The following is a 25699-nucleotide window of genomic DNA, read 5'->3' as shown; positions in this document are numbered from 1 at the left end:
TCACTTCCCCTTGTAAAAGTTTGCTTTCCATGTGGTTTTTTCAATGACTTTATCAAGTACAATCAAAAGTGCAGGCAGTACTAACACAACCATGATAAACGCCAGCAATGCACCTCTTCCTAACAACAGTCCAATAGAAGCGACAATTTTATTAGAAGATGTCAACCATAGAATAAATCCTACACTGGATAAGATAGAGGCTGAGACACCAATCGAAAAGATTTTTTCATCGATTGTTTTTTTAATTGCCGGTAATGCATGCATTTCTTTGCGATTTTCTTTGTATGCTTCTGTTAAAAGAATCGCATAGTCCACCGTTGCTGCCAGCTGAACGGTACTAATAATGAGATACCCTACATAAACGAGTGGAGTATTTGTAAAGTAAGGAATTGATAAATTGATCCAGACAGCAGATTGAATTGTAACTAATAACACGACCGGAAAGGAGAGCGATCGGAACGTTATGAGCAGTACGATTGCGATTGCTATCACGGTTAAGAGGTTAACAACGGTATTATCCTTTTCCACTACTTGTTTCATATCGTATAAGGTGACACTTTCACCTAGTAAATGATAGTCTTCATTATAGTAATCCGATGTGAGTGATTTAATTTGGTCAATAAAAGCAAATGTTGCTTCTCCCTCTGTGTCTACCGATGTATTGACGATAATCCGGCTGTAATTATCCGAAAAGAATTGTTCTGTAACCGATGCCTCAAGGTATTCAGGTGGGATTGCTGGGCTAACCGCGTCAACGTAAGAAATGGTGCTTTTTACTTCTGAAAAATCTTTTAACTTTTGTACTAAACTCTCTTCTTTTGCAATATCACCTTTAGGCAACAGTAAAACCATCGGCGTATGCTTTCCAAACACTTTTTCAATTGCAGCTTCATCGCTATAAGCTCTTGACGCTTCTGGTTGTTCGCCAATACCATATATGAAATTGGTTTTGCTTTGACCCAAGAACGAAGGAATAATCAAGATTAATAGAATAATTAACGCAGGGATGCGAAACTTAGTTAATGTTTTACCAACATTCCGTATACTAGGTAATAGCTGCTTATGCTCTGTTTTATCAATCCAGTGATAGAACATTAACGTTAACGTAGGTAGGAACACCATGACACTGATAAAGCTAAGTGCAATGCCTTTAACCAAGTTAAGCCCCAAGTCTGCCCCAATTTCAAAATCCATAAATGCCAAGGCGATAAAACCGAAAAATGTTGTCGAGGCACTTGCTGCAATCGCCGGGAATGAGCGTTTTATCGCCATCTGCATTGCTTCTGCTGGAGAATCTGTTTGCTTACGATAATCTGCGAAGCTGTGTAGCAAGAAGATGGCATAATCAAGCGAAACCGCTAACTGCAATATTGGAGCTACGGATTGAGTAATGAATGATATTTCACCAATAAATATATTGGTTCCCAAGTTGATCAGTACAGAAATACCAATTGCTGTCAGGAAGAAGACTGGTTCGGCCCATGATCTAGTTGACAGGATAAGTATTAGGATAATGATCGGTACGAGTAATGCGGTTGCATACATGGTTTCTTTTCCGGTCATTTTTTGGGAGGTTGCGGTATCGAGTGCTTCTCCAGACATTGCATTTTTTTCACCAATTAATTGGTAAATAGCATCGGTTGTTTTTACTTCTTTTCCTTCTTCAATGTGGAAGGAGAATAACCCATTTCCATTTTTATAGTAGGATTCAACCGTAGCTGAGTCTGCCACTTCAATTGGTGTCTTCGTATCGATCGCATCATCCAACCACGTTACTTCGGAAACACCTTCAATTGCTTCTAGATCTTTTTTGAAAGCCAATGCTTCTGGAATATTTATGTCTTTTATCATCACACGTGTATTAGCTACTGCACCATTAAATTCCTCTTCCATCGTATCCATAGCAATAGTGGATGGAGAAGCTTTCGGAAGGTAGTCTACCATATTATAGTTTATAGAAACTGCGAATTGTGCAAATGTACTAATTACTGCGATGATCATAAATGTAATGACAACGGCTTTTTTATGTTTGATAATTTTTGCTATCCAATCAATCGGTGCTCACCCCTTCTTGCGTAATAATTGGAAACCATTTATTATTATATTATACATTGTGTTGGATTAACAACAAGCAGTTTACTAATTTACGTGCAAAATCCAACATTTATAAAAAATGTGTTGAATAAAATTTTTAAGAAAGTGTGAAAAATTTATGAACGAAAAAATCGATCGCCGAAAAAAATATACACGAATGGTACTGAAGGATAGTTTCATTATGTTGTTAAAATCAAAACCGCTTTCCTCCATTACGGTGAAAGAAATTTGTAAACATGCGGACGTTAATCGTTCCACTTTTTATGCACATTATACAGATCCATATGATTTACTGATGAAAATAGAAGCAGAAATTATAGCGGATATGAATACATATTTAAGTCAACAAAATTTTGCCGAGGCAGAAAAGGCGTTACAAACAACAGAAAAACTATTGGAATATATAGTTTCAAAGTATGATGTCTGTCAGACTCTGTTAAACGAAAGTGAGAATACATCCTTTGAACAGAGGGTAATGGATGTCGCAAGAAAATTCCTCATCAATAATTGGATGGATGAAAATAAAATGGCAGCTACCGATTCAGCGTATATTAGTACGTTTATTATTAGCGGCAGTATTCATGTCATTAAACACTGGCTAGCAAATAACATGGATAAAACCCCTCAACAGATTGCTCAAATTATCAATAATATTGCTAACAATGGCATCAGGGGGATAGAAGTAGATTAACTCATATAAAATCATTTATTTGCCTTCATTTATGAAAAATGGCAAGTTACGGTTGGAAGTAGAAAGGCTCCAGCAAATAAACTTAAAAGTGGATAATACAGCTATAGACTTAAATGAATGAAAGAAATGTTTTGTGAATTTTTATTCAATATATCGTTTTTTGTGGATGGGTCAATTGATCGTTAGCGAAATAAAGTGGTTAAAAATGGACTGCTACTTGAAATAGTGTACTTGATTGGTTTTAATAAACGGACAATAAAACGATGGGCGTGAAAAGCATGTATCAAACGGATGAAGTTAGCGAATATATTAACAATGTGGAAACGAAATGGAGGGATGCCTTCATAGAGTTGAAAAAAGTGATCGACCAGCACATTCCAAGCGGTTTCCAGATGGAAATGCAATATGGCATGCCTTCATATGTGGTACCTTTATCTGCTTACCCTGACGGATATCATTGTAAACAGGACACTCCACTGCCATTTATTAGTATTGCAGCACAAAAAAAGCACCTTGCTGTCTATCATATGGGAATTTATGCAGACCAAGCATTGTTACATTGGTTTGAAGATGAACATCCTCATCATACGGACACAAAATTAAATATGGGAAAAAGCTGTATTCGATTTACGAATCCTAATAAAATTCCTTATCAGCTCATTGGAGAGCTTGCTTCTAAAATGACAATAATGGATTGGATTGCGTTGTATGAAAAAAATAAGCGAACATAAATTTGTTACGAGAGGACAAAATGATAGGAAAAGTTTCGTGATGGAAAAAGTATTATGAAATAACCTCAATATAGAAGCAATTAATTAGCCTGCCGCTACGATAAACACGATATATCGGCAGGCATACATTTACATGTCTACTTTTAACTTATTTGTTTTGTTCGTTTGTGCTTTTTTAAAGAACAGGAATGTTAGAATAACGGTTAATATAGCTCCGATAATAAATGAAACATTCAATTCCAGTCGGAAGCCGATTTGTGCATTTAGAATATATACAAACACCATATAACTCATAAAAATGGCGGGTACCATTGATACGAAATAGTTTTTTCCTTTGACAAACAAATACATTGTTGCTATCCACAATGCAATTACTGCCGTTGCTTGGTTGGCCCATGAGAAGTAACGCCATAAAATATTAAAGTCGATTTTAGTTAGAATGTAAGAAATAGCAAATAAAGGAATAGCAATCGCCAAGCGGTTAAATATTTTTTTCTGGCCAATGTTTAAATAATCCGCAATAATAGAGCGTGCAGCACGGAATGCAGTGTCGCCAGAAGTAATTGGTAGTACGATCGCACCTAGTACGGCAATGGTTCCTGCAATCGCACCAAGTAATGTAATAGCAATTTCATTTACCGCGGCAGAAGCAGTACCTTCAGCAATAATTCCGCTTAATGTTTGTCCATCAAAAAGGCTCATAGCAGCAGCTGCCCAAATCATTGCAATAATGGCTTCAGCAATCATCATGCCATAAAAGATATACCGCCCTTGTGATTCCTTTTGTGTTGTTCTCGAAATAATCGGTGATTGCGTTGCGTGAAAGCCTGACAAGGCACCACAAGTAATCGTAAAGAATAATATTGGAATGACTGGCAGATTATCAGGATGCATATTCGTTACGTTCAGCTCTGGGATCTTATAATCTGAAAACAGCAGTGAAATTCCAATTGCTACCGTGCCAATTAACAAGATAGCACCGAGGATAGGATAAATCCGTCCAATAATTTTATCAATGGGTAAGACAGTAGATAGAAAGAAATAAAGGAATATCGTTCCTAAAATTATCGAAAAAGCAATCCTTTGATCTAGCAATATATCAATGAGTGATGCTGGTGTAGTAACGAAAACGGTACCGACTAAGATTAATAATAATAGAGAAAAGGCATTTACAATATGTCTGGAAGCTTTTCCTAAAAATCTTCCCGCCAATTCCGGAATGTGCGCCCCTTTATTACGTATAGAAATCATCCCTGTTAAATAATCATGCACAGCCCCAGCAAAAATAGACCCAAGAACGATCCATAGAAAAGCAACTGGACCGAATAAAGCTCCCATAATTGGACCAAAAATGGGACCTGTACCAGCAATATTGAGCAATTGTATCATCGCATTTTTTTGCTTACTCATCGGCACATAGTCAACGCCGTCATTGTTAGCGTAGGCGGGTGTGCTTCTCTCATCACTCGGTGCAAATAGCTTATCAATAAATTTTCCATACGTGAAATAAGCTACGATTAATAAAATAATAGATACAATAAACGTGATCATTCATTATCCCCCTTTGATGTAATCATGTTGAAAACGCTTACCACATCTAGTATACCTAGGGGAGTTAGATAATTAAAGTAATTTGCGACAATAATATATTAACGAAATTTATTTGAAATAAGAAATGCACCATGCCATGATTTATTTGCCAAATAAACACGTGTATAATGAAGAAATTGAAAAATTTCCATTGATGCCTTTCTTTGGTAACAAGTAAGCAACTGTTTGCTCTTTGGATAGCCCGAGCTGGAGCAGTCCTTTTGCTATCGTTCTTAAATACGGCCGTGCGGGAGTATGAATGGCTTCTTCCTTCATTGGATTAGGATTAGTAAAGGTAAATAGAGGGCGACCATTACTAGTTCCAAGGTACACAAATGCCATACCACCCAGTCAGAATATTTGCAAATACCTGTTCCATAATGGTCTGTAAATCTATTTGTAATCGATGTATATTATTTTCTTGTGCGACAACTTCAATGAACTGTTGTTCAGTAATCAAATATTTTCTTCCAATTGTTATTTCATTAGCCATGCTTTGATGATCTATAAAGGCAACTCCGCCAGCACCCCATTTGCTTTGCTCTTTGGAAAAATAAAGAGGGTAAGGAAGATCAATACGATCAGTACCTTTAGGAGTGGATTGATCATGGCAGCCTCTTTCAGGTTTGGTTGATCCTTCTGGAGTTTGACCATAGATATAGCATAAAAAACGCTCTTCTAATAGATTTGAACCGTAGCTTACATACCATACATCCATATTACCGCTCTCCCTTATCAGGTTACTGACTATCATAACGAAAAATGAGACAAAAATACATAGCTGAAATAATAATTGAAAATTTTATTATTTTGTGATAATAATAATAACAATAATCAATTAGGGGGAAGACACCATGAAACGAAGACCGCTCGCTATTGTGATGATCCTATTTATAATTTTTCTAGCCGCTTGTGCAGGAGGAGAGAACAGTACTGGAGAAGGGGTATCTGTGAAAGATGGGAGTAAGAAGAGCCTAACAGTTGATCTGTCTGCAGACCCTGTTTCCCTTGATCCACATGCAGCAAATGATGGTACATCGCTGTATGTGATGAATGCCATGTATGATACGCTTGTTGCAATGAATAAAGATTTGGAGATAGAGCCTGCTCTAGCTGAAAGTTTGGAACAAATAGATGATCTTGTCTGGGAAGCTAAAATTAGACAAGGTGTCAAATTTCATGACGGCAGTGAGTTAAATGCTGAAGTTGTAAAAGCAAATCTGGATAGGGTGCGCGATCCTGAAGTTGGCTCCCCATTATCTTTCTTGTTTGATATGATCAGCACTGTGAAAGTAATAGATGATTATACCGTGCAAATTGAAACAAAATTCCCTTTTGCTGCATTACCATCGCATTTAGCTCATCCAGGAGGACATATGATCAGTTTAGAAGCAATAAAGAAAGATTATCAGCAAATGGAAGATGGTGGAGAACCATTTACGTATATTAATGAAAACCCGATAGGTACTGGATATTTTAAATATGATAAACGTGTAAATGGAGAATTTGTTTCGCTTGTTAAAAATGAGGCTTATTGGGGAGAACAGGCAAAAGTCGATCAAGTTACTTTTAAGACAGTTCCAGAAGATGCGTCTCGAATTGCTGAGCTAAGAACTGGTGAGGCTGATATTATTTATCCAGTTAATCCGAATGATGTAAAGCAAACGAATAGCAATAAAGGAACTGCTGTTCATGAGACAGAAAGTGCAAGTATGTCTTACTTAGGTATGAATAATAGCAAAGAACCATTTCAAGATAAAAGAGTAAGACAAGCAATAGCTATGGCGATTAATAAACAAGAGTTGGTGGACGGTGTGTTTGCAGGCGTTCCATTAGTTGCAAATGGTCCTTTGGCGTCAACGGTTAACGGTCATAGTAAAAATGTTGAACCACTTGGCTATGATCTGGAAAAGGCAAGGGAGTTATTAGAGGAAGCTGGTTATGAAACGGGCTTTAGTGCATCCATTTTAGCTTATGATCGCACAACTTCTGATATAGCAGAATATGTTCAGGTGCAGCTGGAAAAGATCGGTATTGATGTAAATATTGAACAGGCTGAGGTTGGTGCATATTTAGAAGTAACAGGAAATGGAAGCTTTGATATGTTTATCGGTAGCTGGGGTACGGTTACACTTGATGCAGACTATGGTCTATATCCAATGTTCCATTCACAAAACGCAGGAAACGCTGGGAATCGTTCCTTTTTTAACCATAAACAAGTGGACGAATTATTGGAAAAAGCAAGGCAAACATCTGATGAACAGGAACGCCTGCAATTTTATGAAGAAGCACAACAAATAATAGTTGACGAAGCTACCATTGTTCCACTATACCATTCTGTCCTCCTAGCAGGATTGAGAGAAGAGGTAAAAGGATTTTATCAATACCCAAGCAGCTTTCCATTTTTACGGGATGTGGAGATTAAATAACGGGTTTATCCCGCATGTAAGGTGCTGTAAGACTCTCGCTTCTAAAGTTGGAGGTAACGACAAACAAATCTAAGTGGGAGATAACGTCACCCTAAATGCATGATTTGTTGAAGGATCTTGAGATCATACCCTTGTAAGATAAGAAAGCATAAAATTAGGTCCTTGGGGATAACAAAATAACCGAATAGCCACGTCCGGCTCTATCGCCCCATGACTTTTACAGATAGACATAATGGATACATTAAATAAAGCAAACCAGATGCAATATACGCTGTTTACGATACTATTTGAGCAATCTTAATTGGATTGGTTGGTTAATGCAAACGGAACTAAATACTGTCTTTAAGTATATTCTAAAGCTAGCGGTACAGTTATAGCATGAACCATTTTTTGTTTTGTTCCTAATAAAAAACAGGTCTACGCCTTTTATCCATAGGCTAGACCTGTTTGGTGTTTTAGTGAGGCTGCATTTCGCCCGAAGCAATTTTTTCAATATGATGACATGCAGCCCGATGTCCTTCTTTCATATGATCCAAATTGTGTAACTCAGGTACATCCGTTTTGCATAACTCCGTTGCAAACGGACACCTCGTATGGAAGCGACATCCAGTTGGCGGATCTATTGGAGAAGGAACATCGCCTTTTAGGATAATGCGTTCTTTTTTGTTTTCAGGATCAGGTGCAGGTATCGCTGATAACAAAGCCTTTGTATATGGATGCTGTGGGTTATCAAATAACGATTTTTTATCAGCAATCTCTACGATTTTTCCTAGATACATTACAATAATTCGATCTGAAATATGTCGAACGACACCAAGATCGTGCGCAATAAATAAGAAAGTTAAATTAAAGTCACGCTGCAAATTTTTTAACAGATTTAATACTTGTGCTTGTACGGAAACATCCAATGCTGAAACAGCTTCATCACAAATGATTAGTTTTGGATCAACAGATAAAGCACGGGCAATCCCAACACGTTGCCTTTGTCCTCCAGAAAATTCATGCGGATAGCGATCAATTTGTTCTGCATTTAAGCCAACTGTTTCTAACAGTTCAATCGCTCGTTTACGACGTTGGTCTTTTGGAACAATATTTTGAATGGCCATTGCTTCGGTTAAAATTTGTGCTATTGTTTGACGTGGGTTTAACGAAGCATATGGATCTTGAAAAATAACTTGTAAGTCTTTTCGTTTTTTTCGCATTTCACTTTTGTTTAGTGCTAATAGATCGCCGCCATCAAATTCAATTTTTCCTTCCGTAGGCTCATCTAGACGAAGAATGGATCGTCCGGTTGTCGATTTTCCGCAACCTGATTCGCCGACGACACTTAAAGTTTCCCCTTCATAAATTTCAAAAGAAATATCGTCGACCGCTTTGACGTGGTTTACGGTTCTTCCTAGAAATCCACCTTTAATTGGGAAATATTGTTTTAAATTAGTTACTTTGAGTAGCTCTTTTTGGGCCATATGCCTTCACCTCCGGATCTCCATCCCAACGATCAGTATAGATCCAACAACGCACTTCGCTATCGCCTTCTATATGATCAAGGGAAGGTAATTCCTCCATGCAGAGCTCTGTTGCAAACGGACATCTTGGTGCAAATCGACATCCTTTTGGCATATCCTTTGGACTTGGAACGTTGCCTCTAATAGGTTCCAGTTCATCAACGTCTGTATCATGACGAGGTATGGACTTCAATAAGCCTATTGTATAGGGATGTTTTGGGTCTTTAAATAAAGATTTCACATCTTGGTATTCAACTACTTTACCACCATACATCACGGCAACATAATCACACGTTTCCGCTACAACACCTAAGTCATGTGTAATCATAATTACCGACATACCAAGTTTTTCTTGTAAGTCATTTATCAGTTCTAAAATTTGTGCTTGAATTGTTACATCTAAAGCCGTAGTCGGCTCATCAGCAATCAGTAAATCTGGATTGCAGGCTAGTGCCATGGCAATCATAACGCGTTGTCTCATCCCGCCCGATAGTTCATGCGGGTATTGTTTTACGCGTTTATCCGGAGAAGGAATTCCAACTAACTTTAATAGTTCAATCGCTTTTTTCGTTCCGCTTTCTTTTCCTAAGCCTTGGTGTACTTTTAGTGTTTCACGAATTTGCTGACCAATGGTATAAACGGGATTTAACGAAGTCATTGGTTCTTGGAATATCATTGAGATCTCATTACCACGAATTTGACGAATTTCTTTATCTGTCAATTTCGTTAAATCTCTTCCTTTAAAATTGATTTCGCCGCCCTTTACCTTCCCTGGATGATCGAGTAATCGTAAAATGGAAAGAGCGGTAATACTCTTACCTGAACCTGATTCTCCAACAATCCCGATTGTTTTTCCTTTCGGTAATTTAAAGGAGACGCCATCAACTGCTTTTATTTCAAAATCATCTAGGTAGAAAGATGTTTGTAAATCCTTTATATCTAAAATAATTTCTTGACTCATTATAGTCACCTCTTTTCTCCAAAACTACTAATCTAAATCGATTCGCTTATTTAAGTACTTATACGAGATATCAACCAATAGATTTACAAATACGAATACGACAGCAATCACTAATACGGCAGCCTGCACTACAGGGAAATCTCTCGCTAATATCCGATCGACAATTAGCTTTCCCATCCCATTAATGGCAAATACCGATTCTGTCAAAACGGCACCAGCGAGTAAACTTCCAAACTGTAAACCTATAACAGTGACTACTGGAATTAATGCATTTTTCAAAGCGTGACGGTAAATAACGATTCGTTCACCTAAACCTTTCGCACGTGCTGTTCGGATATAATCCTGTGAAATAACATCGAGCATACTGGAACGTGTCATTCTGGCAATAACGGCTGCTCCCATCGTTCCTAGCGTAATTACAGGCATAATCACTTGTTCCGGTGTGCCCCAGCCAGTAGGCGGAAGCCATCCTAATTGAATGGAAAACCATTGCATTAACATAAGACCAAACCAGAAGTTCGGCATTGATAAACCAAATAATGCAATTAGCATAATAGAGACATCAGCAAACGAATATTTTCTAACGGCAGAAATAATTCCTGCAATTAGTCCTAAAAAGATACTGAAAATCGTACTGTAAACAGCTAATTCGAAAGTTACCCAAAATTTTGGCCAAAGTTCCTCACTTACTGGTAAGCTCGTTCGCCAAGAATTACCAAAATCCAACAAAGCCGCATCTTTAACAAAATTAAAATACTGCACAGGGATAGGGTCATTTAATCCTAAACGTTCTTCAATTTGTTCAACTGTGGCTGGAGGAGCACTTTCCCCAGCGATAATATGTGCCGGGTTTCCTGGAGATAGGTGCATCAGGGAAAATACTAAGATCGTAACACCTATTAATACAGGAATAATCTGTAATAAACGCCGTACAATAAATTGAAACATCGTTGCACCTACTTCCTATTTTTTCATTTTTGGATCTAACGCATCGCGCAGCCCATCTCCAAAGATGTTAAAGGCTAATACAATCAACATAATAACCAGGCCTGGGAATAATGCAATATGTCCTGCATCCCACATAAAGTCCCGTCCATCACTTAAAAGCGCCCCTAATTCTGGGGATGGTGGCTGTGCACCCATTCCTAAAAATGAAAGTCCACTTGCGGATAGTACTGCTGTTGCAATAAATAAGCTCCCTTGTACAATAATCGGAGACAAAATATTAGGCAAAATATGCTTAAATATGATTCTCGTATCTGATGCACCTAATGCTTTCATGGCATCAATATATTCTAAGTTTTTGGTTGCCAACGTTGAACCCCTGACAATACGAGCAAATGTAGGAATTGCAAAAATGGCAACCGCTATAACAACATTTTGTAAATTAGCTCCTAAAATACTAATTAATGCAAGAGCTAATAAAATACCTGGGAAAGCTAGTAATACGTCCATAATCCGCATAATGATAGTGTCTATTTTTCCACCATAATAACCTGAAACAAGTCCGAGAAAAATGCCAACAATACCACCTAAAATGGTGGCTGAAATACCTATACTCATCGTGATACCCAATCCATGAATAATTCTTGTGAAAATATCTCTGCCATGATGATCGGTTCCAAACCAGTGCTCAGCAGAAGGCCCTTCAAGCTTTACACCATAGTCAACTGCATCTGGAGATTCTGATGTTAATAACGGTCCTATAAGCGCAATGAGAACTAAGACGATAATTAAATATCCGCCAACTAAAGCACTTTTATTTTTGCGTAATTTACTATAGAAGTCTTTCAATGATCGTTTAAAAGGATGATCTGTTTTTGGTGATTTTGTAATTACATTATTTGCTGGTTCAGCACTCATGTTGTTACCCCCTTATTGTCGAAATATGTAGCATTATTATTAAAAATCTGATATTAATTCGGACATTTACACGGTATATAGGGAAAATTGTCATACTATTTATAATACAATTAAATGAGGTATTTTTCAATATGGATTGAAAAAATATTTTTAATTCATAGTATTATTATAATTATTGTATTTGAGTTTAAATATTCTTGCTATTTCGTAAAAAATCGTTTATATTAAAAATTGTTAACATTATTTTTACTTTTAAAATTATAGGCAGGGGGTATCAATACAGATATGAAAAACAAAAAATTATTATGGCTTGTTTCCTTGTTAGCTATGCTTACATTTGTATTAGCAGCATGTGCGGGCGACGGAGAGCCTGAAAGTAAATCAGAAGGAGAAGGCTCAGAAAAAGAAGGTTCAGGAAGCGGTGGCGATTTAGTTATTGCCCTTCCATCAGATGTTGTGTCGCTATCTCCACATGGAACAAATGACATTCCGTCTGGTCAAGTTGCTGATAATATTTATGAAACATTGACGGTATTAGATGAAAATCAGGAACCACAACCTGGATTGGCTAAGGAATGGAAAGAAGTAGATGAAACAACATGGGAATTTCAATTGCAAGAGGGTGTGAAATTTCACGACGGTGAAGAGCTGACGGCAGAGGTTGTTAAAAAGAACTTTGATCGTCTTGTTGATGAAAAGATCGCCTCACCGAGAGCATTCTTATTTGAAGCAGTGGAAAGTGTAGAAGCAAAAGATGATCTTACATTAGTGATTAAGCTTGAATATCCATATGCGCCGCTGTTAGCAAATTTAGCGCATAGTGGTACAGCTATTATGAGTCCAAAAATAATTGAGGAAGATTATGCACAAATGGAAGATGGGGGTGATGTTGATGCATATATCAACAAAAACCCTATCGGTACTGGTCCATTTAAATTAGATGAATGGAAAGCAGGCGAAGAGGTCGTTATATCACGTAACGATGATTATTGGGGAGAAAAGGCGAAATTGGATACTGCCACTTTTAAAGTAGTCAGTGAACAAAGCTCCAGAGTAGCTGAACTGGAGACAGGTGTAGCTCATGTAGCTGATCAAATAGGGCCAAATAATATCTCACGTGTAGATAAAGCTGAAGGAATGAGTGCACTTCAGGAACCAAGCACCTCATTATCTTATGTTGGTTTCAACATGAAAAAAGAACCGTTTGATGATAAAAAAGTTCGTCAAGCTATTTCCATGGCAATTGATAAGGAAGAGATCGTTAGCGGTGTTTATAATAATGTAGGTATTCCAGCAAAAGGCCCGTTAGCACCGCCAGTATTTGGTTACGATGAGTCTGTTGGTGGTTTAGAGTATGATGTCGAAAAAGCAAAAGAGCTATTAGCGGAAGCTGGCTATGAGGATGGCTTTAAAACAACCATTTGGACAAATGATAATGAACAGCGTGTCGATACGGCTGTTACGATTCAAAATCAACTAAAAGAAATCGGTGTTGATGTTAAAATTGAAGAATTGGAGTGGGGAGCATTTTTAGATAGAACTTCTAACGGCGAACATGATATGTTTGTTCTAGGCTGGGTTACAAGTACTGGAGATGCAGATTATGGAATGTATCCACTGTTCCATTCATCTGCAGTTGGGGAGCCTGGAAACCGTTCCTTCCTGGAAAATGAAGAATTAGATAAGATTTTAGATGATGCTCACCATGAAACAGATCCTGAAGTACGTAAAGAACTATATTCTAAAGCACAAGAAATGCTTGTTGATTTAGCACCGATGATTTATACACATCACCAAGAATACTTACTAGGTGTTAGCGATTCTGTGAAAGACTTTGGTGTTAATGCGCAAGGTATTTACCAGATCAAGCAAGCATATATTGAAGAATAAAGCTTAGCAGCAAAAACCGGGGTAACTTAACCTCGGTTTTTTGCTATTTCATAAGTAATATTTTAGAAATAGACTAGGTTATTTGGCGGGAACGAAAAAGTCGTGCACCACAGTGAAAAAGTCATGCATCGAATCGAGAAAATCGTGCGTGGCAGAGAAAAAATTGCGCATCGAATTAAGAAAATCTTGCATGGCAGTGAAAAAGTCATGTATCGGCAGAAAGCCTACAATTTCAAAAGGATGAAAGCACCCCCTCCAAGCTGAATGAAAATTATTTTATCAGAGTCCACATATATTTTATAGACATGGTGCTAATTTGTTAACAAAATGCTAACACACTAGTGTTATTTATTAGCTTTGGAATAATAAAACTCAGTAAGGACCTTTGCAATCCATTGACAAAAAAATAAAAGCGATTTATTATATACGTGTAACGGGTTACATAGTGATTCATTTTTCGTTTTATGTAACCGGTTACATGACCTTTTTACAATGAAGGGGTGGAGAAGTTATGGCAACCATTCGGGATGTTGCAAAACTTGCCAATGTGTCAACAGCAACCGTATCCAGAGTGCTAAATAACAATGGGTATGTCAATAGTGAAACAAAAAAACGCGTTAACGAAGCGATTGAGAAGCTTCAATATCGACCTAATGATGTTGCTAGAAGTCTATTTAAAGGGAGCTCAAAAATGATCGCACTTTTTGTTCCTGATATTAAAAACCCTTTTTTTCCGGAGCTTGCTCGTGCAGTAGAAGATGTAACGAATCAGCATAATTACACATTCATACTTTGTAACACAGATGACAGCCATGAAAAAGAAGTTACATATTTGAATGCATTAACGCAAAAATCAGTAGATGGATTTATTATTGTATCGAGTACCATAACAGAGGAAGATCTGCATCATATAACAAGTCCTGTTATTTCATTGGACAGGAAGTTTAGCTCAAAAATATCCTCTGTTACTGTAAATAACCGAAAAGGTGCAAGAGAAGCAACTGCTTACTTACAATCCATCGGTTGCAAAAAAATTGCTCATATTAGTGGACCACAAACAGCAAGCAATACAGAGGAGAGATTGAAAGGCTACCTTGATGTTGTCGAACATGAAGCGTGGTTTAATTCTAATTATGTCGTTACTGGGGATTATCGCTTTGAAAATTCATATGAAATTGCCAAACAGCTATTAACGAATCATAACGACATTGATGGAGTATTTGTTGCTAATGATTTAATGGCAGTAGGTGTGTTAAAAGCTGCGGAATCTTTACATATAAAAATACCTGAACAATTATCTGTTATCGGTTTTGACGGAATTACTATTGGTTTAACAACTACTCCATCATTAACAACGATACAACAACCTATTTATGAGATTGGGAGCAGGGCAGCACAAATCTTGCTACAACTTATCGATCATCCAGAACAAAAAGTAATCCAAGAAGAATTGGAAGTTACCTTAATCGAACGTGATTCTACAAAGCGAAAGGAGTAATATTCATGGGACATAATCCAAAGATTTGTGTGGTTGGAAGTATTAATATGGATTTAACGATTGAAACAACAAAGTTGCCGCAACAGGGAGAAACGGTTTTAGGGCAATCATTTGCTCTCTATCCGGGCGGAAAAGGAGCCAACCAAGCTGTAGCAGCAGCTAGGCTTGGTGCAAAGGTGCATATGATTGGCGCTGTAGGTAAAGATGAATTTGGAAAATTACTGACGGAACAATTACAAAGAGAAGGAATTCATACCCAAGGGATCATCCTGAGTGATCAAAAGTCTACAGGAGTAGCAAATATTATTTTGTCTGAAGATGATAATCGAATTATTGTTGCACCCGGAGCTAATTATGCTGTTGTTCCCGAAGTGATTGAACAACAAGAAGAGGTAATCCGACAAAGTGACATGGTCTTATTACAGTTAGAAATACCGCTTTCAACTGTTCTTTATACGGTTAAAAAGGCAAATCAATATCACATACCAGTGGTAGTTAATCCTGCTCCATATCAGCAATTGCCTGAAGAATTATTACAAAACGCCACCTATTTTACCCCCAATGAAATTGAGGCAGCAGCTATGGAGGAAGAACCGTTGTACAATTCGATAAGAGAAAAAATGATTGTCACAATGGGGAGTGAGGGGGTGTGTTTTTATGAACATGGTAACAAGACAAAAATAAAGAGTTTTACGGTGGATGTAAAAGATACGACTGGAGCAGGGGATACATTTAATGGTGCTTTAGTAACTCAGTTAGCGAGAGGAAATTCAATGTCTCAATCGATAAACTTTGCGAATGCAGCTGCTGCGTTATCCATTATGAAAACAGGTGCTCAAGAAGGAATGCCTACATTAGATATGGTCCATAAGTTTATCCATGAAAGGGGCATTTAAAGGTGAAAAAGACAGGCATATTGAATAGGGACATTGCTTCCGTTCTTTCTCAACTCGGACATACAGATACGATTATTTTAGCCGACTGTGGTTTACCAATACCACAACAAACGCTGTGTATTGATCTTTCCATTGAGCTTGGAACGCCATCATTAAACGATATTCTGCAGCTTATCATGCAACATATGGTGGTTGAAAAAATAACTATGGCGAAAGAAATTACGTTCAAAAATACAAAGCTACATCATCAATTGACTGCAAATTATTTGAATGTAGAGACAGATTATGTGTCGCATAAAGAATTAAAAGAAGCTATCAAAGATGCTAAGGCGGTTATTAGAACAGGTGAGGCAACTCCATTTGCAAATGTCATCTTACATGCAGGAGTTATTTTTTAACGAAAGGAGAACAAGTGATGTCTAGTGAACCTTTTGTGAGGATGAAAAATATAAGTAAAGCATTTTCGGGAAATAAGGTATTGCAAAATGTCGATTTTAATATAAATCGCGGTGAAATTCACGCTTTAATGGGGGAGAATGGGGCAGGGAAATCAACATTAGTAAAGATTTTAACGGGAATTTATACAAAAGATCAAGGTGAAATATTCTTAAGGGATAAAAAAATATCATTTATAAACCCAAAGCAAGCTGAGGAACAGGGGATTAGCGTTATTCATCAAGAATTAAATATTATTCCACATCTAACAGTAGCGGAGAATATGTTTTTAGGCAAGGAACTGACATATGGAAAAACTGGCATATTAAACAAGCGGCAAATAAGAAAAAGGACAAATGAAGCCTTAAACAAATTGGGGGCTTGTGATATACAACCAGACAATATCGCAGGTGAACTCTCGATTGGGAAGCAACAAATGATTGAAATAGCTAAAGCTTTGACAACAAAAGCAGAGTTAATCATTATGGACGAGCCCACAGCGGCTTTAACCGATTATGAAATTGAAAACTTCTTTAATGTAATCAAAAAGTTAAAAGCCGATGGTGTTAGTATAATTTATATTTCCCATCGCATGGAAGAAATATTTGCAATCTGTGATCGGATAACTGTTCTACGTGATGGCCAATACATTGGGACAAAAGATACCGTTCAAACGTCGTTCGAAGAGATCGTGAAAATGATGGTCGGAAGAGAGATAGGCGAACGATATCCAACTAGAAATCATGATATCAAAGAAGTCGTTTTTAAAGTCGATAACCTAGCATTAGCAAATTATTTTCGTAATATAAGTTTTTCAGTAAGAAAAGGGGAAATCCTTGGTGTTGCTGGGTTAATGGGAGCTGGACGTTCAGAATTAATGGAAGCAATAGTTGGCTATCGAAAATTAGACAAAGGAACTATTAAAATAAATGGAAAACAGGTAACTATAAAACACCCGTCTGATGCGGTTAAACAGGGGATCGGATTCATCACAGAAGATCGTAAATCAAAAGGGTTGATCATCAATGCTTCTATTAAAGAAAATATAGCTCTAACTAATTTGGTAGCGCTATCAAAATTAGGAGTAATTAACAAAAGTAAAGAAAAGAAGCTAGTGCACCAGCTAATGCAGAAGTTAAAAGTAAGAGCTACAAATGAAGAACAGGAAGTAAAAGCGTTAAGCGGGGGTAACCAACAAAAAATAGTAATAGCCAAGTGGTTAGCTATTAAACCTAAACCTAATGTTCTTATCTTAGATGAGCCGACTAGAGGCGTGGATATTGGTGCTAAAAAAGAAATTTATACGATTATGAACGCGCTTTCAAAAGAAGGGGTAGCGATTATCATGATTTCTTCTGAATTACCCGAAGTGCTTGGTGTAAGTGATCGGATTATGGTGATGCATGAAGGTGAAATAACTAGATTTATAGATCGTGAACAAGCTGATCAAGAAACGATTATGACTGCGGCTACAGGGGGTAGTCAATGATGAATAAATGTAATAAGTTAAGCATTGCACAGTTAGGCCCACTACTTGGGTTATTCCTTATTACTATCGTATTAGGAGTTATGAGTGACAACTTTTTCACTTTGAATAATATCTTTAATTTATTAAGACAAGTATCCGTTAATGCGTTAATCGCTTTTGGAATGACATTTGTTATTTTAACTGCTGGAATTGATCTTTCGGTAGGCTCAACTCTTGCTTTAGGAAGTGCGTTAACAGCCGGGCTACTTGCTAGTGGGATGGATCCATTTCTGGCAGTATGTATAGGTCTATTAATTGGTTTAATTCTAGGAGCAGTAAATGGGTTGATTATAGCTAAAGGAAAGGTTGCCCCTTTTATAGCAACATTAGCAACCATGACTATTTTTCGGGGTGCAACACTAGTGTATACGGATGGGAAACCGATTACTGGGCTGTCAGATTCATTTGCTTTTGAAATGATTGGAAAAGGGTATGTATTTGGGATTCCATTCCCTGTGATCGTCATGATAGTAGTATTTTTTAGCTTATTTTTTGTCTTACGCAGTACTGTATTTGGACGACAGGTGTATGCAATTGGTGGTAATGAAGAAGCTTCCAAATTATCAGGCATAAGAGCAGATAGAGTAAAAATCGGTGTTTATTCATTAACAGGTATGTTATCTGTATTAGCAGGTATTATTATCACAAGCCGTTTAGATTCGGCACAACCAACTGCAGGAGCCATGTATGAACTAGACGCTATAGCAGCGGTTGTTATCGGTGGAACCAGTCTATCCGGAGGAAGAGGCAGAATTTTCGGTACATTAATAGGGGCGTTAATCATTGGGGTCATCGATAACGGATTGAATTTATTGAATGTATCCTCTTTTTATCAGCAAATTGTAAAGGGATTAGTCATATTATTGGCGGTTCTTTTAGATAGGAAATCAAAAGGATAAAAGGGAGTCCCGATGTTAACTACATCGTTCCAAATAAATTATAAATAGGAGGAATAATATGGCTAAGTGGTTAAAGATTCTTACTTTTGTTGTAGCCGCAATTTTTATTTTAGGTGCTTGCTCTACAGACGCTCCTGGTAGCGGAGAGGGAAATAGCAAAGACTCCAATAACGATAAAGTAAAAATAGGCTTATCTATTTCTACTTTAAACAATCCCTTTTTTGTTACTTTACGTGATGGGGCTGAAAGCGCTGCGGACGAAGCTGGATATGACCTAGTAATATCGGATGCGCAAAATGACCCATCCACACAATTAAGCGATATTGAAGACCTTTTACAACAGGACATTGATGTACTACTTGTTAATCCAGTAGATTCTGAAGCAGTAGCTTCCGCAGTTGAATCTGCTAACCAAGCAGAAATTCCAGTAATTACTGTAGATAGAAGCTCTGAAGGTGGCGAAGTTGTCACGCATATTGCTTCTGATAATGTAGCAGGAGGAGAAATGGCAGGTGAATTCATCGCTGATCAGCTTAATAAAAAAGGAAAAATTGTAGAATTAGAAGGTATCTCTGGGTCATCAGCAGCTAGAGAAAGAGGAGAAGGATTTCATAACATTATTGATGAATTGCAAGATATAGAAGTAATTGCTAAGCAAACTGCCGATTTTGATCGAACAAAAGGCTTGTCCGTCATGGAAAATATTATCCAAGGTACAAAAGATATAGATGCCATATTTGCTCATAATGACGAAATGGCATTAGGAGCAATCGAAGCATTGGAATCACAAAATATGCTGGAAGATGTAATTGTTGTAGGTTTTGATGCAACTGAGGATGCAGTGGTTGCTGTAGCAGAAGGAAGAATGGATGCAACAGTAGCTCAGCTACCGAAAATGATTGGTGAAAAAGCAATTGATGCTGCTAGGAAGGTTGCGAACGGGGAAAAAGTGGAAGCGTTTATTCCTGTAGAACTTGAACTAGTTACAGAATAAACATCTATACTAAAAATTACAGTATATCAAAATATAATCCTAAAACAACTGGCAGGTTATAGTTGAATGCGTTGATTATCCGATTCAACTATAACCTGCCATTTTTATATTAGTCATATTCACCAGCTGTTTGGGTAAGTCTTTTCTTTGTTTGACGTTGTTTAAATGCAATCCAGGATGTTTTTAATGACGCGTACGTCCCAACAGCGGCTGCACTATAAAAACCTCCCATAAAAACTCCTGCCCACAAATCGTTTCGGTGACTAATAAATATGGAGATACTAAATCCAATCACACTGGCAATGGTAGGGAAGTATTGGCGGGGAATAGGGAACAACTTAAATATTTGTGTCATGATTACGATTAGTGGAACGGCAATAACGCCATCCCAAAAATTGGTATGAATAATTGGAAATTCCATTTTGTAACCTCCAGTAAAAGTGTTATCCCTTAAAGATATTTTTTTATAAGATAAGGAAGTATAAAATTAGGTGCTTGTGGATAACGAAATAAACCGAATAGCCACGTCCGGCGCATGAGCCCAGCAACTGGGAGACTATAGAAATGCGCCCTACGATAAGTCCTCACCGGTGGTTCGCCTCTAAGAGGAAGGCCGACTAAAAACGTGCTTGCCGCACAGGCGTCGGCATACCCCTGTTTTTTGTGGCATGATTCCTTTATCCCGGATAAGATGCTGTAGACTCCCACTTCAAGAAGTGGTGAGCTAAACAAGTCGAAGTGGGAGGTAACAGCACCTAAATCCCCAATTCGTTCAAGTGCCTTTAGGTCATACCCTGGTGGTACTAACCATCAGCGGGGATGGAAGGTTCACTTTATCTTTCGTTGATTCGTTACATTCACTACGTGGCGCCCCGCGCCTTTGTTATTCTCCCCTAACTTTTTACAATAATTCTCCTTCAAGATGTTATTGCATTCATTGGAATAATATAGTAATCACCATATTTTACCTGTTTTTGTATCATTAAAAAAATATTGACACTTCTATTATTTTTTATGTAATATAAAGAAAATTAGTAAGAGTAGGAGAGATGCCTTAATGGAAAAGTTCACCAGAGACTATTTACATCAACACAAGCAGTTTTTTGAACAAGTAAGCAAGTATATTTTTGAACATCCGGAAACAAGGTTTGAGGAGTATGAATCCTCTGCATTTTTAGCTGCAGCTTGTGAAAAACAAGGATTTGAAGTGGAAAGAGGAGTCGGAAATATCGACACTGCGTTTGTAGCGACTTATGGAGAAGGAGTCCCAGTTATTGGCTTTTTAGGTGAGTTCGACGCGCTTTCAGGTTTAAGCCAAAAGCCGAACCAGACGACCTACCAACCATTGGAAGCAGATGTTGGTCATGGATGTGGGCATAATTTGCTTGGTACAGGAGCTTTCGCGGCAGCTTGTGCTGTAAAAGAATACCTTAAGGAAAATAATCGTTCTGGCACAGTGAAGTTTTTTGGCTGCCCTGGCGAAGAGGGTGGATCTGGTAAAACATTTATGGTGAGGGAAGGCGTATTTGCTGATGTTGATGCTGCACTAACATGGCATCCGTCCCCGGTCAATGCGATTATGAGTGCTTCGAGCCTTGCCAATTATCAGATATCTTTCGCCTTTAAAGGAACTACTTCGCACGCTGCTAATTCGCCTCATCTAGGTAGAAGCGCGCTTGACGCTGTTGAACTGATGAATGTAGGAGTGAATTATTTACGAGAGCATGTTGTATCTGAAGCAAGATTACATTATGCGACAACAAATACAGGTGGGATTTCACCAAATGTTGTACAAGCCAATGCAGAAGTTTTATATTTAATCCGTGCTCCAAAAGTGAGTCAAGTAGATGATATTTATCAACGTGTTTGTAAAATAGCCCAAGGCGCTGCATTAATGACGGAAACAGAACTTACGATAAGGTTTGACAAAGCTTGTTCTAATTACATTCCAAACAGAAGTATGGAACAGCTATTGTATCAGCATTTGCTCACATCAGGTGTGGAAAAGCCAACCGAAGAAGAAAAAACGTTTGCGAAAGAAATTTGGCATTCCCTTACAGAATCAGAGCAAGAAGGATATTTAGAAATTATTGAAGGCTTCGGCTATGTTGGTAATGGAAATGAATTTGCTGATAAATATGTCACAGAGACCATTTCCCCTTATGAAGCTTCGGATAAAATTTTACCAGGCTCTACAGATGTTGCTGATGTTAGCTGGGTAGTGCCGACTGCACAAGTAACTGCTGCCACTTCAGCTTTAGGTACTCCATTACACTCTTGGCAAATGACTGCTCAAGGCATCAGTAGCTTTGCACATAAAGGGATGTTGCGAGCGGCCCAAGCGATGGCACTGACAGGAATTCAATTGCTAACCGATCCAGTTGCATTGCAAGCAGCAAAAGAAGAATTTCACCAATTTATAGCACAAAACCCTTATAAATGCCCTATCCCCAATGAAGTGCAGCCTTCTGTATTAAAAACATAGTCAGAATTTATAAAACAATTACACCAAGAAAGAGGGAATACGATGAAAGAAAATACGAATAAAAGTTTGTTTCAAAGGTTTCTAAACGGGATTGAGAGGGTAGGTAATAAACTCCCGGACCCATTTATCTTATTTATTGCATTAGCTCTCATCATCATTATCGCTTCTTCTATCTTTAGTATGTTTAACGCCTCTGTTGTCCATCCAGGTTCTGGAGAAGAACTTCCCATTAAAAGTTTGGCTTCTGGTGAAGGGATCCAATACATTTTAAGTTCCATGTTAGATAATTTTACAGGTTTTGCCCCTTTAGGGTTAGTATTAGCGATGATGTTAGGAATTGGTTTATCTGAAAAAGTAGGATTGTTGGATTATGCGATTCGGAAAACCATTATGAAATCACCACCGGCTTTAATTACGTATACGGTTGTATTTGTTGGTATTATGGGTAATTTAGCATCCGATGCTGCTATGGTGCTTATTCCACCACTAGCTGCTATGGTATTTTATAAAGTTGGTCGCCATCCATTAGCTGGTTTAGTTGCAGGTTATGCAGCTACAGGTGCAGGATTTACAGCGAACTTATTTATTGCCGGAACAGATGTGTTGTTAGCTGGTATATCGACAGAAGCTGCTGCCATCATTGATGACTCTATTACAGTAACGCCTGTAGATAATTGGTATTTTAATATTGTATCTGTTTTCGTTATTACCATTGTAGGCGGACTTATTACTGATAAGTTTATTGAACCGAGATTGGGTAAGTATAAAGGTGGTTCTGTCGAGGCTGCGCTGGAAGAAGATCACCCTAAAGCAGGGAAAGGTTTTCGTAATGCCGTTATAGCCGGATTAGCCTACATTGCTTTGATCGTAATTGCCATTTTTATACCGAATAGCCCTTTAAGAGGTGAGGGTGGTACTATTGTTCCATCTCCATTTTTAGATGGAATCGTCCCAATTATCCTAATTTTCTTTGTTGTTATTGGTGTTACTTATGGGATTACTATAGGAAAAATCAAATCAAGTAAAGATGTAAGTGGTTATATGGCTGAATCAATGAAAGACATGGCTGGATACATTGTCTTAATATTCGCGATTGCTCAGTTTGTAAACTATTTTAGCTGGTCCAATATTGGCACGTGGGTAGCTGTAAATGGAGCCGATTTTCTAAAAGAAGTTAACTTTACTGGGATTTGGCTCATTATTGGGTATATTCTTTTTACTGCTGCGTTAAATTTTCTAATTACTTCCGGTTCGGCGAAGTGGGCGTTAGAAGCCCCGGTATTTATTCCGATGTTTATGCAACTAGGATATAGTCCAGCATTTACTCAAGCAGCTTATCGTGTGGCTGACTCTTCCACAAACATTGTTACACCACTAATGCCTTACATGGTTATCATTTTAGCGTTTATGCAAAAATATGATAAAAAGGCCGGAATTGGTACCTTTATTTCATTAATGATTCCATACTCAGCCGCGTTTTTATTAACATGGATTATTCTCATTTTAATTTTCTTTTACGCAGGTATCCCATTTGGCCCTGGTGTTACACCGTTTCTATAAATGCATCATGTATGTGGAGGCTATGTCGCCTCTACATGCATTTTCTACATATCTGAAATGGACGAATAAGAAACAAGCAGCTCGATCCCTAAACGGGGTGATGAGCAGTTAGTTCAATATATACATTTCAAACCGCTTTTTATATTATAAAATCAAATAAAGGAGAGGACATAGCTATGACAGTGGAGTTGAAAGAGAAATTAAGCAACTGGCGAAGAGACCTTCACCAACATCCTGAAACGGGTTTTTTAGAAATACGAACAGCATCGATTGTTGCGTCTGTTTTATCAGAATTAGGATTTACGTTGGAAATGGGTAAAGAAGTCATGTCCGAAAAACATTGCATGGGGAAACCTGATGAAAAAGTGACAGCAGAACATTATGCGTGGGCACTTGATAACGGGGCAAATAAAGCATTTGTAGAGACCTTTAAAGAAGGATACACCGGTATTGTTGCGACTTTGAAAACCAATATTCCAGGGCCTACGATTGCTTATCGTTTTGATATGGATGCACTTGATATTTATGAATCAGATGCGGATGATCATGTTCCTGTTAAAGAAGGATTCCGGTCGCAAGTCGATGGGAAAATGCATGCATGCGGTCATGATGCGCATACTGCGATTGGACTTGGCTTAGCTACATGTATTGCAGGCGAAAAAGAAAATCTGTGTGGAACGATTAAGCTTATTTTCCAACCGGCTGAAGAAGGAACTCGTGGTGCCAAATCAATGGTTGAAGCTAATGTTGTAACAGATGTAGATTATTTTATTGCTTCTCATATTGGAACAGGAGTGCCTCATGGCCATTTTCTGGCAGCCAATAATGGATTTTTAGCTACTTCAAAGTTGGATGTATGTTTTCGTGGGACTGCTGCACATGCTGGTGGAAGTCCAGAACAAGGGAAAAACGCCTTATTAGCTGCTGCAGCTGCTGTATTAAACATCCACGCAATTTCTCGTCATTCGCAAGGAGTTTCTAGAGTGAATGTCGGTGAACTGCATGCAGGAAGCGGAAGAAATATTATCGCTAATCATGCAACGATGAAAGTCGAAACTCGTGGGGAGCATGCCGCTATTAATCAGTATATGAAAGAGCAGGTAAAGTCCATTGTTGCTGGAGCTGCTAAGATGTATCAAGTGGATTACGAAATAAAGACAGTAGGTGAGGCGATTAACTGTACATGCTCGGAGGAATTAGCACGTACGCTTTATGAATGTGCTAATGCATCGCCAGACATTATTCACGCCGAATTGCAAAATGATGCTGGGGCGGGATCTGAGGATGCAACGTACTTTATGGAGGCAGTCCAGAAAAACGGCGGCTTAGCGACATATTGTATTTTTGGGACAGAGTTAGCTGCCGGGCATCATAACGAAAAATTCGATATCCATGAAGCAACGCTGCTCTCAGCAGTACAAATTTTATATAAATCTGTGTATAAACTGTTAGCAGAAGCAGGCTGTTAGTAACGAATCAGTTAGTAGTTGTGATAGATATAAGATGTTGCCATGTGAATAATGAAACTATGGAAGAGGGAGATTTTAAATTAGTTGTCGGGCATCTAAATATTCAGTATAAGTTAAAATATATACAGGGATATTTGTTATTATATTCGCATTTGCGAGATCATAAGAAGAGGGCACTCAC

Annotated in this window: 21 protein-coding genes; 13 read left to right on the top strand and 8 right to left on the bottom strand. The window is 38.0% G+C overall.

From position 1 onward, the window contains the following. Positions 1-2001, bottom strand: coding sequence for an efflux RND transporter permease subunit (locus KBP50_RS18580; protein WP_050351888.1), 2001 nt, complete (start codon positions 1999-2001; stop codon positions 1-3). Between the two features lie 211 nt (positions 2002-2212). On the opposite strand from KBP50_RS18580, the gene KBP50_RS18575 reads away from it, so the two are divergent. Both KBP50_RS18575 and KBP50_RS18570 read left to right on the top strand, forming a co-directional pair. Then, the gene (locus KBP50_RS18575) at positions 2213-2785 is read left to right on the top strand and encodes a TetR/AcrR family transcriptional regulator (protein ID WP_050351887.1); all 573 of its coding nucleotides are present in this window, start codon (positions 2213-2215) and stop codon (positions 2783-2785) included. A gap of 263 nt (positions 2786-3048) precedes the next feature. After that, the gene (locus tag KBP50_RS18570) at positions 3049-3516 is read left to right on the top strand and encodes a DUF1801 domain-containing protein (RefSeq protein WP_244969435.1); all 468 of its coding nucleotides are present in this window, start codon (positions 3049-3051) and stop codon (positions 3514-3516) included. A 129-nt stretch (positions 3517-3645) separates the two neighbouring features. Here KBP50_RS18570 and KBP50_RS18565 read toward each other — a convergent pair whose 3' ends face one another. Beyond that, positions 3646-5067, bottom strand: coding sequence for a carbon starvation CstA family protein (locus tag KBP50_RS18565; protein WP_050351885.1), 1422 nt, complete (start codon positions 5065-5067; stop codon positions 3646-3648). Positions 5068-5422: 355 nt separating this feature from the next. After that, complete coding sequence (locus KBP50_RS18560) at positions 5423-5824, bottom strand: hypothetical protein (RefSeq protein ID WP_236691408.1); 402 nt, start codon at positions 5822-5824, stop codon at positions 5423-5425. Positions 5825-5960: 136 nt separating this feature from the next. Here KBP50_RS18560 and KBP50_RS18555 point away from each other — a divergent pair, with 136 nt between their 5' ends. Beyond that, positions 5961-7535: a glutathione ABC transporter substrate-binding protein gene (locus KBP50_RS18555; protein WP_050351884.1), complete on the top strand. Its 1575-nt coding sequence runs from the start codon at positions 5961-5963 to the stop codon at positions 7533-7535. Between the two features lie 455 nt (positions 7536-7990). On the opposite strand, the gene KBP50_RS18550 is transcribed toward KBP50_RS18555, so the two are convergent. Genes KBP50_RS18550 through KBP50_RS18535 form a run of 4 tightly spaced genes read right to left on the bottom strand, consistent with a single transcriptional unit; the run spans position 7991 to position 11864 of the window. Continuing rightward, positions 7991-9001, bottom strand: a complete 1011-nt coding sequence (locus tag KBP50_RS18550; protein WP_050351883.1) for an ABC transporter ATP-binding protein — start codon at positions 8999-9001, stop codon at positions 7991-7993. Beyond that, positions 8970-10001 carry an ABC transporter ATP-binding protein gene (locus KBP50_RS18545; RefSeq protein ID WP_050351882.1) on the bottom strand — a complete coding sequence of 344 codons (1032 nt, stop codon included), beginning with the start codon at positions 9999-10001 and terminating at the stop codon, positions 8970-8972. The genes KBP50_RS18550 and KBP50_RS18545 overlap by 32 nt, the downstream gene beginning before the upstream one ends. Before the next feature lie 27 nt (positions 10002-10028). Then, entirely contained in the window at positions 10029-10949 is a 921-nt protein-coding gene (locus tag KBP50_RS18540) for an ABC transporter permease (RefSeq protein ID WP_050351881.1), read from the bottom strand. Between the two features lie 15 nt (positions 10950-10964). Further along, positions 10965-11864 carry an ABC transporter permease gene (locus KBP50_RS18535; RefSeq protein ID WP_050351880.1) on the bottom strand — a complete coding sequence of 300 codons (900 nt, stop codon included), beginning with the start codon at positions 11862-11864 and terminating at the stop codon, positions 10965-10967. Between the two features lie 285 nt (positions 11865-12149). Between KBP50_RS18535 and KBP50_RS18530 the strand changes: the two genes are divergently transcribed. From KBP50_RS18530 to rbsB, 7 genes are all read left to right on the top strand, one after another. Then, positions 12150-13754, top strand: coding sequence for a glutathione ABC transporter substrate-binding protein (locus tag KBP50_RS18530; protein WP_210967604.1), 1605 nt, complete (start codon positions 12150-12152; stop codon positions 13752-13754). A gap of 511 nt (positions 13755-14265) precedes the next feature. Next, the gene (locus tag KBP50_RS18525) at positions 14266-15252 is read left to right on the top strand and encodes a LacI family DNA-binding transcriptional regulator (RefSeq protein ID WP_050351878.1); all 987 of its coding nucleotides are present in this window, start codon (positions 14266-14268) and stop codon (positions 15250-15252) included. A 5-nt stretch (positions 15253-15257) separates the two neighbouring features. Next, positions 15258-16148, top strand: a complete 891-nt coding sequence (gene rbsK / locus KBP50_RS18520) for a ribokinase (RefSeq protein WP_050351877.1) — start codon at positions 15258-15260, stop codon at positions 16146-16148. A 2-nt stretch (positions 16149-16150) separates the two neighbouring features. Continuing rightward, a complete protein-coding gene (rbsD, locus tag KBP50_RS18515; protein ID WP_050351876.1) occupies positions 16151-16546 on the top strand; it encodes a D-ribose pyranase in 396 nt (131 codons plus the stop codon). Positions 16547-16563: 17 nt separating this feature from the next. After that, on the top strand, positions 16564-18072 hold the full coding sequence (locus KBP50_RS18510; protein ID WP_050351875.1) for a sugar ABC transporter ATP-binding protein: 1509 nt from the start codon (positions 16564-16566) through the stop codon (positions 18070-18072). Further along, the gene (gene rbsC, locus KBP50_RS18505) at positions 18069-19010 is read left to right on the top strand and encodes a ribose ABC transporter permease (protein ID WP_050351874.1); all 942 of its coding nucleotides are present in this window, start codon (positions 18069-18071) and stop codon (positions 19008-19010) included. The genes KBP50_RS18510 and rbsC overlap by 4 nt, the downstream gene beginning before the upstream one ends. 58 nt (positions 19011-19068) lie before the next feature. Continuing rightward, positions 19069-20004 (top strand): ribose ABC transporter substrate-binding protein RbsB, encoded by a 936-nt coding sequence (rbsB, locus tag KBP50_RS18500; protein ID WP_050351873.1) that lies wholly within the window; start codon positions 19069-19071, stop codon positions 20002-20004. Positions 20005-20113: 109 nt separating this feature from the next. On the opposite strand, the gene KBP50_RS18495 is transcribed toward rbsB, so the two are convergent. After that, the gene (locus KBP50_RS18495; protein ID WP_050351872.1) at positions 20114-20425 is read right to left on the bottom strand and encodes a hypothetical protein; all 312 of its coding nucleotides are present in this window, start codon (positions 20423-20425) and stop codon (positions 20114-20116) included. A 636-nt stretch (positions 20426-21061) separates the two neighbouring features. On the opposite strand from KBP50_RS18495, the gene KBP50_RS18490 reads away from it, so the two are divergent. The 3 genes from KBP50_RS18490 to KBP50_RS18480 all read left to right on the top strand — a co-directional run bounded on the left by KBP50_RS18490 (position 21062) and on the right by KBP50_RS18480 (position 25518). Beyond that, positions 21062-22489, top strand: coding sequence for a M20 family metallopeptidase (locus tag KBP50_RS18490; protein ID WP_050351871.1), 1428 nt, complete (start codon positions 21062-21064; stop codon positions 22487-22489). 42 nt (positions 22490-22531) lie between these two features. Then, positions 22532-24049: an AbgT family transporter gene (locus KBP50_RS18485; protein WP_050351870.1), complete on the top strand. Its 1518-nt coding sequence runs from the start codon at positions 22532-22534 to the stop codon at positions 24047-24049. Between the two features lie 176 nt (positions 24050-24225). Further along, a complete protein-coding gene (locus tag KBP50_RS18480; RefSeq protein ID WP_050351869.1) occupies positions 24226-25518 on the top strand; it encodes an amidohydrolase in 1293 nt (430 codons plus the stop codon). Positions 25519-25699: the final 181 nt, after the last annotated feature.

Source organism: Virgibacillus pantothenticus (assembly GCF_018075365.1).
In the GTDB taxonomy this organism is placed as follows: Bacteria; Bacillota; Bacilli; order Bacillales; family Amphibacillaceae; genus Virgibacillus; species Virgibacillus pantothenticus.
This window is presented reverse-complemented; position numbering and strand designations above follow the sequence as displayed.